This is a genomic window from Bacillus cereus group sp. BfR-BA-01331, from assembly GCF_022663915.1.
Taxonomy (GTDB): domain Bacteria; phylum Bacillota; class Bacilli; order Bacillales; family Bacillaceae_G; genus Bacillus_A; species Bacillus_A mycoides.
This window is the reverse complement of sequence record NZ_JAKUGJ010000026.1, coordinates 15,818-29,986: the sequence shown is the minus strand read 5'-3', so window position 1 is coordinate 29,986 and position 14,169 is coordinate 15,818. Positions and strand designations below refer to the sequence as shown.

Sequence of the window (14,169 nt, the reverse complement as noted above, 5' to 3'; positions counted from 1 at the left end):
TTACATATGCCAGTGTCCAGTACCCTCATTATGTAAAACGAGCGCCCAACGAAAGGGAGAGGCATTCTCCCTCTCCACACTTCCATAAGCGACAAATAAAGCGGTTTATGCTTATAATCTATTTTACGTTGAATCCTACCAACGGTAATGAGCAAATGCTTTGTTAGCTTCTGCCATTTTATGAGTGTCTTCACGTTTCTTAACAGATGCACCAGCGTTGTTAGCTGCATCTAAGATTTCGTAAGCTAGACGCTCTTCCATAGTTTTTTCACCACGAAGACGAGCATAGTTTACTAACCAGCGAAGACCTAAAGTTGTACGGCGTTCTGGACGAACCTCAACTGGAACTTGGTAGTTAGCACCACCAACACGACGAGCGCGTACTTCAAGAACAGGCATGATGTTCTTAAGAGCTTGCTCGAATACTTCCATTGGTTCTTTATCTGAACGTTCACGAACGATATCGAAAGCGTTATAAAGAATTGTTTGAGATTTACCTTTTTTACCGTCAACCATCATTTTGTTGATTAGGCGTGTTACAAGTTTAGAATTGTACATTGGATCTGGTAACACGTCACGTTTCGCAACAGGTCCTTTACGAGGCATATTGAGTTCCTCCTTTCATTATAAGTTTATTATTTTTTAGCAGGTTTTGGTCGCTTAGTACCATATTTAGAACGTCCTTGCATACGTTTGTCAACACCAGCTGTATCAAGCGCACCACGAACGATGTGGTAACGTACCCCTGGTAAATCCTTTACTCGACCACCGCGAATTAATACTACGCTATGCTCTTGTAGGTTATGACCGATACCTGGGATGTAAGCTGTAACTTCAATACCATTTGTTAAACGTACACGAGCGTATTTACGTAACGCTGAGTTAGGTTTCTTCGGAGTCATTGTACCAACACGAGTACACACACCACGTTTTTGAGGTGCAGAGATATCAGTTGATTTTTTCTTTAAAGAATTAAAACCTTTGTTTAACGCAGGTGATTTAGACTTCCATACTTTATCAGTACGACCATTTCTCACTAATTGGTTAATAGTAGGCATTTGATTATCCTCCCTTCGCATGTTTGTATGACCACATATCCAGGTGGTTCATTATTAGTTGAAAACAAAGTTTTTGCAAGGAAGAGCAAATGCTCTCTCCTCACAAAAACAGTTTTAACTTATTATTCCTATTGCTGAAGCTCCCACTTGAATCCCCGAAACTTTTCCAAGCTTACGAACTGATTCAACTTTGGTTATGGGTATGTTATGTTGCAAGGCAGTACGAATGATAACATGGGTTAACCGCACATCAGCATCTTCCGCAATAACAACTTCTTTAACTATACCATTTTTGATTGCTTCCAATGTTCGTTTATGACCAACGACTACATTTTCAGCATTTGACACTTTTTGATAAGACATATAAATATCCTCCAAAGCATCGTTCAGGAGCAACCTTGATTATAGTAACATTTTGTCTCATACAATGTCAACTAGGATTAGCTGTTTTTATACAAAATTTACGACGGAAAATTTTACTGTTCCACATAAACTTCATCGTTTTCTACATTCATGTTATCTTGTGTTGTTTTTACAAGATCCACTTTGCGATAACGATTCATACCTGTTCCAGCAGGAACAAGCTTACCGATAATAACATTCTCTTTCAATCCTAGAAGCTCATCGCGTTTACCTTTAATTGCTGCATCTGTTAGAACACGAGTTGTTTCTTGGAATGACGCCGCAGATAAGAACGAATCTGTCTCAAGTGAAGCTTTTGTAATACCAAGTAGAACCGGTCTAGCCGTTGCTGGTTGTTTACCTTTCAGTAACACCTTCGCATTCGCATCAGTAAACTGATGGATATCTAGTAATGTTCCTGGTAATACATCTGTTTCACCCGCATCACTCACACGAACTTTACGTAGCATTTGACGTACCATTACTTCTACGTGTTTGTCACCAATTTCTACCCCTTGCATACGGTATACTTTTTGAACTTCACGTAATAAGTATTCTTGAACTGCTGTAATGTCCGTTACTTTTAGTAATTCCTTCGGATCAATAGAACCTTCTGTTAACTCTTTACCGTGGCTAATTGGCTGTCCTAGAGTTACTTTCAGACGAGCACCGTAAGGAATAGCATACGTACGAGCTTCAACTTCACCCTGTACAACTACTTCTTGGCGATCTTTAACATCGTTGATCGCTGCGATAACACCGTCAATTTCACTGATAACTGCCTGACCTTTCGGATTACGAGCTTCGAAGATCTCTTGGATACGAGGTAAACCTTGTGTGATATCATCTCCGGCAACCCCACCTGTATGGAACGTACGCATCGTTAACTGTGTACCTGGCTCACCGATAGATTGAGCTGCGATAATACCTACCGCTTCTCCTACTTCTACGTCTGTACCAGTTGCTAAGTTACGACCGTAACACTTCTTACATACACCATGGCGAGTATTACACGTAAACGCTGAACGAATGTTTACAGTTTCAACACCCGACTTTTCAACAATATGAGCAATATCTTCAGTAATTAATTGATTTTCAACAACTAATACTTCACCTGTTTCAGGATGTTTTACAGTTTTTCTTGCAAAACGTCCAACAAGACGATCATATAGTGACTCAATAACTTCATTACCCTCTTTAATCGCACCAATTAGTAAACCGCGATCTGTTCCACAATCATCTTGACGAACAATTACATCTTGTGCAACGTCTACAAGACGACGTGTTAAGTAACCAGAATCGGCAGTTTTAAGTGCTGTATCGGCAAGACCTTTACGCGCACCATGCGTAGAGATGAAGTACTCAAGTACTGTTAAACCTTCACGGAAACTCGATTTGATCGGAAGCTCAATGATACGACCAGATGGATTGGCCATCAGACCACGCATACCAGCAAGCTGAGTAAAGTTCGATGCGTTACCACGGGCACCGGAATCACTCATCATGAAGATTGGGTTGCGTTTATTCAAGGATTTCATCAGCTTTCCTTGGATAACATCTTTTGCATTACTCCAAATAGAGATAACGCGATCGTAACGTTCTTCTTCCGTGATTAAACCGCGACGGAATTGTTTAATTACATTATCTACTTTTGCTTGTGCTTCATGGAGAATTTCATCTTTTTCACCTAATACAAGAATATCTGATACCCCAACTGTAATACCAGCTTTTGTAGAGTATTTAAATCCTAAGTTTTTCATACGGTCAAGCATGCGAGACGTTTCTGTAATTTGGAAACGTTTGAATACTTCCGCAATAATGTTACCAAGGATTTTCTTGCTAAATGGTGCCACTTCTTCGCGACTAGCAATAATTTCTTTAATGTTCGCACCTTTTTCAACGAAATATTCCGCTGGTGTTTCTTTTTCAAGGTTTGAGTTTGTTGGTTCATTAATATAAGGGAACGACTCTGGTAAGATTTCGTTAAATATTAATTTACCAACTGTTGTTAATAGAAGCTTACTCTTTTGCTCTTCAGTAAACGTTACATTATTTACCGAACTCGCAGCAACTGCAACACGCGTGTGCAGATGTACATATCCATTTTGGTATGCAAGTATTGCTTCGTTTGCATCTTTGAAGACCATACCTTCACCGATTGCACCCTCGCGCTCAAGTGTTAAGTAATAGTTACCTAATACCATATCCTGGGATGGAGTAACAACTGGTTTTCCGTCTTTTGGATTCAAGATGTTTTGTGCCGCTAACATAAGGATACGAGCTTCTGCTTGTGCCTCTGATGATAACGGAACGTGAACCGCCATTTGGTCACCGTCAAAGTCCGCGTTGTATGCAGTACATACAAGTGGGTGAAGACGGATTGCACGACCTTCTACTAGTGTAGGTTCAAACGCCTGGATACCAAGACGGTGAAGTGTTGGTGCGCGGTTTAGAAGTACTGGATGCTCTTTGATCACAGATTCTAAAACGTCCCAAACTTCAGGGTGTACACGCTCGATTTTACGTTTAGCACTCTTAATGTTGTGTGCTAATCCTTTTCCAACTAACTCTTTCATAACGAAAGGTTTAAACAATTCAAGTGCCATTTCTTTCGGCAATCCACATTGGTACATCTTTAAGTTCGGTCCTACAACGATTACAGAACGGCCAGAGTAGTCAACACGTTTACCTAATAAGTTTTGACGGAAACGTCCTTGTTTACCTTTAAGCATGTGAGATAGTGATTTTAATGGACGGTTACCTGGTCCAGTAACTGGACGGCCACGGCGACCATTATCGATTAATGCGTCTACAGCTTCTTGTAACATACGTTTTTCGTTTTGAACGATAATGCTTGGTGCACCTAAGTCCAATAGACGTTTTAAACGGTTGTTACGGTTAATTACACGACGATATAAGTCGTTTAAGTCAGAAGTAGCAAAACGTCCACCATCTAACTGTACCATTGGGCGTAGTTCTGGTGGGATAACTGGAAGAACCTCTAAGATCATCCAAGATGGGTGATTTCCAGAGTTACGGAATGCTTCTAATACTTCTAGACGTTTAATAGCACGAGTACGGCGTTGTCCTTGTGCTGTTTTTAATTCTTCTTTTAAGAAGTCTACTTCTTTATCTAAATCGATGTCTTGCAGTAATTTTTTAATCGCTTCTGCACCCATAGCAGCATGGAATGTACTGCCATATCGATCACGATATGCACGGTATTCTTTTTCAGAAAGTAATTGCTTCTTATCAAGTGGTGTATCTCCACTTTCTGTTACAACATAAGAAGCGAAATAAATTACTTCTTCAAGCGCGCGAGGGGACATGTCTAAGACAAGTCCCATGCGGCTCGGGATACCTTTGAAATACCAAATATGAGATACAGGAGCAGCTAATTCGATATGACCCATACGTTCACGACGAACTTTTGCACGCGTTACTTCAACGCCACATCGATCACAAACTACACCTTTATAACGTACACGTTTATATTTTCCGCAATGACATTCCCAGTCCTTTTGTGGTCCGAAAATACGCTCACAGAACAAGCCATCTTTTTCAGGCTTTAACGTACGATAGTTAATTGTTTCTGGTTTCTTAACTTCACCGTATGACCAAGAACGAATCTTGTCAGGTGAAGCAAGTCCAATCTTCATATATTCAAAGTTATTTACATCTATCAAGGGGCCTACCTCCCTTTTAGTCTACAGGTTATCCCAATTATTCCTTAGTTGTCTCAACTTCAACATTCAATTTATCTGCTGATTGATGATCATCGTCATCTTCCGTATCACGCATTTCAATTTCTGTATCGTTGATAGACATCATTTTAACGTCCATACCTAAACTTTGCAGTTCTTTAATCAATACTTTGAATGATTCAGGAACACCTGGTTCTGGAACATTTTCACCTTTAACAATTGCTTCATACGTCTTAACACGCCCAATAACATCATCAGACTTCACTGTTAAGATTTCTTGAAGAGTATAAGCAGCACCATAAGCTTCAAGTGCCCAAACCTCCATCTCACCGAAACGCTGTCCACCGAACTGAGCTTTACCTCCAAGAGGTTGCTGCGTTACAAGTGAGTATGGTCCAGTAGAACGAGCATGAAGTTTATCGTCAACCATGTGCGCAAGTTTGATCATATACATGACACCAACAGATACACGGTTATCGAATGGCTCACCAGTACGTCCGTCATACAGGATTGTTTTCGCGTCATTTGCCATACCAGCTTCTTCAATTGTGCCCCATACATCTTCCTCACGAGCACCATCGAATACTGGTGTTGCAATGTGAATGCCAAGGTATCTTGCTGCCATACCAAGATGAAGCTCTAATACCTGACCGATATTCATACGAGATGGTACCCCTAATGGGTTTAACATGATATCGATTGGCGTACCATCTGGTAAGTAAGGCATATCTTCTTCCGGTAAAATACGGGAAATAACACCTTTGTTACCATGACGACCGGCCATTTTGTCACCTTCAGAAATTTTACGCTTTTGAACGATATATGCACGTACAAGTTGATTCACGCCTGGTGGCAATTCATCGCCATCTTCACGGTTAAACACTTTTACGTCTAATATAATACCGCCACCACCGTGTGGTACACGTAGTGATGTATCACGTACTTCACGTGCTTTTTCACCGAAGATTGCATGTAATAGACGTTCTTCTGCCGTTAATTCTGTTACACCTTTTGGCGTTACTTTACCAACAAGTAGATCTCCATCTTTTACTTCAGCACCGACGCGAATAATACCGCGCTCGTCAAGATTACGAAGTGCATCTTCTCCAACATTCGGGATATCACGTGTAATTTCTTCTGGTCCAAGCTTCGTATCACGAGCTTCTGATTCATATTCTTCAATATGGATAGAAGTGTACACATCATCTTTTACAAGGCGCTCACTCATGATGATCGCATCCTCATAGTTATAACCGTCCCATGTCATAAAGCCAACAAGCACGTTACGTCCAAGCGCCAGTTCACCTAGTTCCATAGAAGGACCATCCGCAAGGATTTCACCTTTTACAACTTGGTCTCCAACACTTACGATTGGACGTTGGTTGTAGCAAGTTCCTTGGTTAGAACGAATGAATTTTTGCATTTTGTAGCGATCTAAGTCGCCTTTTACTGTTTGACCGTCAACGTCTACATAGCGACGTACCCAAACTTCACGTGCTTCTACGCGCTCAACAACACCAGGCTGTTTACAGATTACTGCAGCACCTGAGTCTTTTGCTGATACGTACTCCATACCTGTACCTACAATCGGAGATTCCGGATTTATTAACGGAACCGCCTGACGTTGCATGTTCGCTCCCATAAGTGCGCGGTTAGAGTCATCGTTTTCTAAGAACGGAATACAAGCTGTCGCTGCCGACACTACTTGTTTTGGAGATACATCCATGTAGTCGATGCGTTCTTTATTTGTGACAATGTTTTCACCACGGAAACGAGCTACGATATCTTCATCAAGGAATTCCCCTACTTCAGATAATTTCATATTCGCTTGGGCTACAACATAGTTATCTTCTTCATCTGCTGTTAAATAATCAACCTGCCCTGTTACAAGACCAGTTTCTGGGTCAACACGACGGTATGGCGTTTCAATGAAACCAAACTCATTTACTTTCGCAAACGAAGATAATGAGTTAATCAAACCGATGTTTGGTCCCTCTGGCGTTTCAATTGGACACATGCGACCATAGTGAGAGTAGTGAACGTCACGTACTTCAAAGCCTGCGCGCTCACGCGTTAAACCACCGGGTCCTAATGCAGATAGTCTTCGTTTGTGAGTTAACTCTGCTAATGGGTTTGTTTGATCCATGAACTGAGATAACTGAGAACTTCCGAAGAACTCTTTAATAGATGCAATAACCGGGCGAATGTTAATTAACGCTTGTGGTGTAATTGCATTTGTATCTTGAATCGACATTCTCTCACGAACAACACGTTCCATACGAGAAAGACCGATACGGAATTGGTTTTGTAGTAACTCTCCTACAGAACGCAGACGACGATTTCCTAAGTGGTCAATATCATCTGTATCCCCTACTTTATATAGCAAGTTAAAGAAGTAGCTAATAGAAGCAAGAATATCACCTGGTGTGATGTGTTTTATATCACGAGTAATATTTGCATTCCCAATTACGTTTATAGATCGTTCGCCTTCTGATTCTGGAGCATAAATCTTAATAGATTGCAGCTCAACATCGCCTGCTACCACTCCACCCATTGGTTTCGCTGTTTTGAATCCAATGTTTTTCTCTAAGTAAGGTAGAATGCGATCCAGTGTACGACGATCTAAGACTGTTCCTTCTGCCGCTAAAATTTCACCAGTTTCTGGATCCACCAGTGTTTCAGCTAAACGTTGGTTAAACAATCTGTTTTTAATGTGTAGCTTTTTGTTGATCTTATAGCGACCTACATTTGCTAAATCGTAGCGCTTCGGATCAAAGAAACGAGACACAAGTAAGCTCTTTGCATTTTCTACTGTTGGTGGTTCACCAGGGCGTAGACGCTCATAAATTTCAAGCAATGCTTTCTCTGTGCTATCTGTGTTGTCTTTTTCTAACGTATTGCTTAAGTATTCGTTATCACCTAAAAGCTCGGTGATTTCTTGATCAGAGCCAAACCCTAATGCGCGTAACAAAACAGTTACAGGAAGTTTACGCGTACGGTCAATACGCACATATACAACATCCTTAGCATCTGTTTCATACTCTAACCAAGCTCCGCGGTTTGGAATTACAGTAGCAGTAAAACCACGTTTTCCGTTTTTATCCACTTTGCCACTATAGTATACGCTTGGAGAGCGAACTAACTGGGAAACGATAACACGTTCTGCACCGTTAATTACGAATGTTCCAGTCTCTGTCATGAGTGGGAAATCTCCCATGAACACATCTTGTTCTTTTACTTCACCAGTTTCCTTGTTGATTAGACGCACTTTTACACGAAGTGGTGCTGCATACGTCACATCACGCTCTTTGCATTCTTCTACAGAGTATTTAGGTTCACCCAAGCTGTAGTCGATAAATTCAAGCGATAGATTTCCCGTAAAGTCTTCGATCGGAGAAATGTCTTGGAACATTTCTCGCAAACCCTCATCAAGAAACCACTGATAAGAAGAGGTTTGAATTTCGATAAGATTTGGTAACTCTAATACTTCACTAATACGGGCATAACTTCTTCGTTGGCGGTGGCGTCCGTATTGAACTAGTTGACCTGTCAACTGCTTCACCCCTCAAATCATGAGTATTATAAATGCACAAAAAAATTTGTGCAAAATCACAAATAAATACAACTACTGCTATTAGCGTAGTTTTTTTCTCTTAAAGATAGATACGTTGAGTCTTTCTACCTGCTCAAAAAAGAAAAATGGCTTCTATAAGAAAACCATCATTCTGTTTCATAATCTGCTGATTTTACTATCTTTTCCAAGAGAAGCAAAAATATACATCTTTCTCAACGCAGAAAATCATATATTGGCATTGTATAATGTTAACATAGCCAAAAATAACCGTCAACGCTTTTTTGATTTTATGATATAATATCCTTTTTTCTTTTCTACAACTTCAACTTCAGAAAATACTTCTTCTAGTTTTTTCATCGCAGATGGCGCACCTTGTTTCTTTTGAATAACAATCCACAATTCTCCACCTGAAACTAAATACTCCACAGCCTTTTCTAAAATCTCATGCACGATATCTTTACCAGCACGAATTGGAGGATTAGATAGAATAACAGCATACTTGCCATCTACATTTTCATAGACACTACTTTGCAAAATACGTATATTTTCAATTCTGTTATTAGCGGCATTTTCTTTTGCAAGTCCCAAGGCCCTTTCATTCACATCCACCATGTGAATTTCACGATTTTGAAACTCTTTCGCTAACGACAAACCGATTGGACCGTACCCACATCCTACGTCTAACACATTACCTTTAACATCTGGCATTTGAAACGCTTCAATTAAAAGACGAGAACCAAAGTCCACTTCGTTTTTCGAGAACACCCCATGGTCAGATAAAAAAGTAAATCGAGATTCACGAAGTGTAACTTCCCATCGTTTACGATCACTTTTACTAGAAGGGTCGTTAGAAAAATAATGGTCTGCCATATGGCCACCTCTTTTCTTTACAGTTAAAAAAAAAGCTCGCATAAGAGCGAGCTTTTTTTAAAGCACCAAAAGTTAATTACTTAACTTCTACAGCAGCGCCAACTTCTTCAAGTTTAGCTTTCATTTCTTCAGCTTCCTCTTTAGTAACGCCTTCTTTGATTGCTTTTGGAGTGTTGTCAACTAATTCTTTAGCTTCTTTTAAGCCAAGACCAGTGATTTCACGTACAGCTTTGATAACTTTGATTTTTTGAGCGCCAGCACTTGCAAGTACTACGTCAAATTCAGTTTGCTCAGCAGCAGCTTCACCAGCGCCACCAGCTACAGCTACAGGAGCAGCAGCAGTTACGCCGAATTCTTCCTCGATAGCTTTTACTAAGTCGTTAAGTTCTAATACAGTCATAGATTTAACTGCTTCAATGATTTGTTCTTTAGTCATTGTAAATATCCTCCCTTAAATAGGTTTGTATTGTTTTATAGATAACAAGTAATTATCTTTTAAAAAATTAAGCGCCTTGCTCTTCCTTTTGATCTGCAACTGCTTTAGTAGCAAGTGCAAGGTTACGGATTGGAGCTTGAAGAACGCTAAGAAGCATAGAAAGTAAGCCTTCACGTGATGGAAGAGTAGCGATAGCTTTAACCTCATCAAGTGTTACAAGTTTACCTTCGATTACGCCCGCTTTAATTTCTAAAGCTTCATGATTTTTAGCGAAGTCGTTTAATACTTTCGCAGGAGCAACTACATCCTCGTTACTGAACGCGATTGCGTTTGGTCCTGTTAAGAATTCGTTTAACTCAGCCATTTCAGCAGACTCTGCAGCACGACGAGTTAAAGAGTTTTTGTAAACTTTGAACTCAACGCCAGCTTCACGTAAGTTTTTACGTAATTCTGTTGCTTCAGAAACTGTTAAACCACGGTAGTCAACAACAATTGTAGATTTACTCGCGCGAAGTTTTTCAGCGATTTCAGTTACAACTTGTTGTTTAGTTTCGATTACTTTGCTCATGTTATTACACCTCCTGTAGATTATATAGAAGATGTACCGAAAGTGCACTAAAAACCTCCATGCCCAACTTGTAGACATGGAGGCATATAGTCACAGAAAAAAGATTCCGCTTCGTATATTAACACCTAGGTAGGAAATTAAGTCGAATCGACTCCTACTGTCTACGGTACACTATTAAAATTCACAACATAAATGATTATATTAAAACTTCTTTATGAAGTCAACTTCCAATTTTACGCAAGTGTAGAAACGTCTACGCGTACGCCAGGTCCCATTGTAGAAGCAACAGTTGCGTTCTTCATGTAAGTACCTTTTGCAGCAGCTGGCTTAGCTTTTTGTAGCGTGTCAGCAATTGTTTTGAAGTTTTCTACTAATTTAGCATCTTCGAAAGATACTTTACCGATTGGAACGTGGATGTTACCAGCTTTATCAACGCGGTATTCAACTTTACCAGCTTTGATTTCGTTAACAGCTTTAGTTACATCGAAAGTAACTGTTCCAGTTTTAGGGTTTGGCATTAAACCTTTAGGTCCTAATACGCGACCAAGTTTACCAACTTCACCCATCATGTCAGGAGTTGCTACTACTACATCAAAATCGAACCAACCTTTTTGGATTTTACCGATGTAATCAGCATCGCCTACGAATTCAGCGCCAGCAGCTTCAGCTTCTTTTGCTTTTTCGCCTTTAGCGAATACTAATACACGTTGTACTTTACCAGTACCGTGTGGAAGAACAACTGCACCACGAATTTGCTGGTCAGCTTTCTTAGGGTCAACACCTAAACGGAATGCAGCTTCTACAGTTGCATCAAATTTAGCTGTGTTTGTTTTCTTTACTAATTCTACTGCTTCTGTTGCAGAGTAAGCAGATGCACGATCAACAAGCTTCGCAGCTTCAACGTACTTTTTACCTCTTTTAGCCATGTTTGTTTCCTCCTTGAATGTGGTTTTAGCGGAATAACCTCCCACGTTTACGCCTTCATTCCGGGAACCCCCGAGGATGTGCGCCCATCCATTTATTTAAAAATGATGATCATTTACGATAATAAAGGTTGCGAATTGGAATTCCAGACCCGCAACCTTTTTTACAAAAAACAAATCGAATTAGTCTTCGATAACGATGCCCATACTGCGCGCAGTACCTTCAACCATACGCATTGCAGCTTCTACGCTAGCAGCGTTTAGGTCAGGCATTTTAGTTTCAGCGATTTCGCGTACTTTATCACGCTTAACAGTTGCCACTTTATTACGGTTTGGTTCACCAGAACCAGACTCAATACCAGCTACTTTCTTAAGAAGAACAGCAGCAGGAGGAGTTTTAGTAATGAAAGTGAATGAACGGTCCTCAAATACCGTAATTTCAACAGGGATGATAAGACCAGCTTGATCAGCTGTACGAGCGTTAAACTCTTTACAGAAGCCCATGATGTTAACACCTGCTTGTCCTAATGCTGGACCAACCGGCGGAGCTGGATTAGCTTTACCTGCAGGAATCTGAAGTTTTACCATTTTAATTACCTTTTTAGCCACGAGACACACCTCCTTAAGTCCGTGATGTGGTCAATTGGGCAGTGATTTGCCCTCCCACTTCATATTTTATCATAATGATAAAATCTTTTTCAAAAAACGTCTCCGTTACCGAAGACGTACTGACTTAAAAGATATTATCACTTTTTACAATTCATTTCAAGTTTCATTTTATAATTTTTCGATTTGATGGAAATCAAGTTCAACCGGAGTCTCGCGACCGAACATGTCTACAAGCACGCTAACTTTTTTCTTTTCCACATCAATTTCTTCAATCGCACCTGTATAATCCGCGAATGGTCCCTCATTTACACGCACTGTTTCATGAAGTTCAAATTCGAAATCAACCACTTCATTGTCCATTCCCATATGCTTCATGATGGTAACAACTTCCTCTTCTAATAGAGGCGATGGTTTAGATCCTGAACCAGAAGAACCGACAAAACCTGTTACACCTGGCGTGTTACGAACAACATACCAAGAATCGTCAGTCATGATTAGTTCTACTAATACGTAACCTGGGAACACTTTTCTTTTCGTTATTTTTTCTTTACCATTTTTCATTTCTACTTCTACTTCTTCCGGGACAACAACACGGAAAATTTTATCTTGCATACCCATTGATTCTACACGTTTCTCTAGGTTTGCTTTTACTTTATTTTCATATCCAGAATAAGTATGGACAACATACCAACTTTTTTCCATTCATTTAGGACGAGCGTCCTTCCCTCCCTGACGTACATTTTTTTGCGCAAATGAAAAAACCCGTTCACCGGGCTTTTACACAGTTCTTATAAATAACATTATATCATGGATAAGTGCTTCTTATTCAAGAATTAACCAAGAATTAACCGAATTAAAGAAGAAATGCCCATATCAACCACTGCGAAGAAAATCGCAAAGAACACAACTGTCGCGATAACAGTCGTTGTTGAGCGGAGTAATTCATCTTTTTTAGGCCAACTTACTTTTTTCATTTCGCGACCTACATCGCCGAAAAAGTTCGTTAAACGCATCTACGGGACCTCCAGTGTATTATTTCAATTATTTATTTTGTTTCTTTGTGAACTGTATGCTTATTGCATGTTTTACAAAACTTCTTTATCTCAAGTCGCTCTACTGAGCTCGTATCTTTCATCGTAGAGTAGTTTCGATTTTTACACTCTTCACATGAGAGTACAACTTTTTTCCTCATTAGTTACACCAACCTTGTAACATTGTCCCTAAAAATGTATCATACAACAAAAGATAATGTCAATGTCATGACTTTCACTCTCTTAACAAAAAGAAAACAGGTGAATTATTTTACACCTGCGGCACTTGCTATGAATTTAAAGTTGTACTCTCTCTCATCTCCATATATCTTTCTAATTTCCTTTTTACACGCTGCAATGCGTTATCAATAGATTTCACGTGCCTGTTTAACTGTTCTGAAATTTCTTGATAGGAACGACCATCTAAGTATAAAGAGAGCACTTTTCTTTCTAAATCGCTTAATAATTCAGATATTTTTGATTCTATGTCTGTATATTCTTCCTGACTTATAATCATCTCTTCTGGATCAGTTACTTTCGATTCCGAAATAACATCTAATAATGTTCGATCAGATTCCTCATCGTAAATTGGCTTGTCTAAAGACACATACGAATTTAACGGAATATGTTTTTGCCTTGTTGCTGTTTTAATAGCGGTAATAATTTGTCGAGTGATACACAGTTCAGCAAATGCTTTGAACGAAGACAGCTTGTCCCCTTTATAATCACGAATGGCTTTAAACAATCCAATCATGCCTTCTTGAACAATATCTTCTCGATCGGCACCCACTAAGAAATAAGATCTTGATTTCGCGCGAACAAAGTTCTTATATTTGTGAATTAAATATTCTAGAGCGTCAGTATTACCTTTTCGAACTAACTCAACGATTGCCTCATCCTCTAAATCACGAAATGTAACGTCGCCTACACTTACGAAGCCTGCTTCCACCTTGATCCCTCCGACCGCTATATATTTAGCAATATTATACAGTAA

14 protein-coding genes and 1 other annotated feature are annotated in these 14,169 nt (G+C 39.7%); all 14 genes read right to left on the bottom strand.

Translation table 11 applies throughout. From position 1 onward, the window contains the following. Positions 1 to 135 precede the first annotated feature (135 nt). Positions 136 to 606 carry a 30S ribosomal protein S7 gene (gene rpsG, locus MR155_RS26625; protein ID WP_001137492.1) on the bottom strand — a complete coding sequence of 157 codons (471 nt, stop codon included), beginning with the start codon at positions 604 to 606 and terminating at the stop codon, positions 136 to 138. A 29-nt stretch (positions 607 to 635) separates the two neighbouring features. Then, positions 636 to 1,058, bottom strand: a complete 423-nt coding sequence (gene rpsL / locus MR155_RS26620; RefSeq protein WP_001142341.1) for a 30S ribosomal protein S12 — start codon at positions 1,056 to 1,058, stop codon at positions 636 to 638. Positions 1,059 to 1,172: 114 nt separating this feature from the next. Then, positions 1,173 to 1,421: a 50S ribosomal protein L7ae-like protein gene (locus MR155_RS26615; RefSeq protein ID WP_000121833.1), complete on the bottom strand. Its 249-nt coding sequence runs from the start codon at positions 1,419 to 1,421 to the stop codon at positions 1,173 to 1,175. 113 nt (positions 1,422 to 1,534) lie between these two features. Further along, on the bottom strand, positions 1,535 to 5,146 hold the full coding sequence (rpoC, locus tag MR155_RS26610; protein ID WP_002009783.1) for a DNA-directed RNA polymerase subunit beta': 3,612 nt from the start codon (positions 5,144 to 5,146) through the stop codon (positions 1,535 to 1,537). 37 nt (positions 5,147 to 5,183) lie between these two features. After that, a complete protein-coding gene (gene rpoB, locus MR155_RS26605) occupies positions 5,184 to 8,717 on the bottom strand; it encodes a DNA-directed RNA polymerase subunit beta (protein ID WP_002113316.1) in 3,534 nt (1,177 codons plus the stop codon). Between the two features lie 291 nt (positions 8,718 to 9,008). After that, complete coding sequence (locus tag MR155_RS26600) at positions 9,009 to 9,608, bottom strand: class I SAM-dependent methyltransferase (protein ID WP_002124684.1); 600 nt, start codon at positions 9,606 to 9,608, stop codon at positions 9,009 to 9,011. Between the two features lie 76 nt (positions 9,609 to 9,684). Next, a complete protein-coding gene (gene rplL, locus MR155_RS26595; RefSeq protein ID WP_002009788.1) occupies positions 9,685 to 10,044 on the bottom strand; it encodes a 50S ribosomal protein L7/L12 in 360 nt (119 codons plus the stop codon). A gap of 67 nt (positions 10,045 to 10,111) precedes the next feature. Continuing rightward, complete coding sequence (gene rplJ / locus MR155_RS26590; RefSeq protein WP_002009790.1) at positions 10,112 to 10,612, bottom strand: 50S ribosomal protein L10; 501 nt, start codon at positions 10,610 to 10,612, stop codon at positions 10,112 to 10,114. A 39-nt stretch (positions 10,613 to 10,651) separates the two neighbouring features. After that, positions 10,652 to 10,797: a sequence feature (ribosomal protein L10 leader region), on the bottom strand. A 48-nt stretch (positions 10,798 to 10,845) separates the two neighbouring features. Then, positions 10,846 to 11,538 carry a 50S ribosomal protein L1 gene (gene rplA / locus MR155_RS26585; protein WP_002009792.1) on the bottom strand — a complete coding sequence of 231 codons (693 nt, stop codon included), beginning with the start codon at positions 11,536 to 11,538 and terminating at the stop codon, positions 10,846 to 10,848. 180 nt (positions 11,539 to 11,718) lie between these two features. After that, positions 11,719 to 12,144, bottom strand: a complete 426-nt coding sequence (gene rplK, locus MR155_RS26580; RefSeq protein WP_001085872.1) for a 50S ribosomal protein L11 — start codon at positions 12,142 to 12,144, stop codon at positions 11,719 to 11,721. Positions 12,145 to 12,312: 168 nt separating this feature from the next. Further along, positions 12,313 to 12,846, bottom strand: coding sequence for a transcription termination/antitermination protein NusG (gene nusG / locus MR155_RS26575; RefSeq protein ID WP_002009795.1), 534 nt, complete (start codon positions 12,844 to 12,846; stop codon positions 12,313 to 12,315). A 131-nt stretch (positions 12,847 to 12,977) separates the two neighbouring features. Further along, a complete protein-coding gene (gene secE, locus MR155_RS26570; RefSeq protein ID WP_002009797.1) occupies positions 12,978 to 13,157 on the bottom strand; it encodes a preprotein translocase subunit SecE in 180 nt (59 codons plus the stop codon). Positions 13,158 to 13,189: 32 nt separating this feature from the next. Next, positions 13,190 to 13,336 (bottom strand): 50S ribosomal protein L33, encoded by a 147-nt coding sequence (rpmG, locus tag MR155_RS26565; RefSeq protein ID WP_012260172.1) that lies wholly within the window; start codon positions 13,334 to 13,336, stop codon positions 13,190 to 13,192. A 128-nt stretch (positions 13,337 to 13,464) separates the two neighbouring features. Next, a complete protein-coding gene (locus tag MR155_RS26560; protein ID WP_002009799.1) occupies positions 13,465 to 14,124 on the bottom strand; it encodes an RNA polymerase factor sigma-70 in 660 nt (219 codons plus the stop codon). Between the last annotated feature and the right edge of the window lie 45 nt (positions 14,125 to 14,169).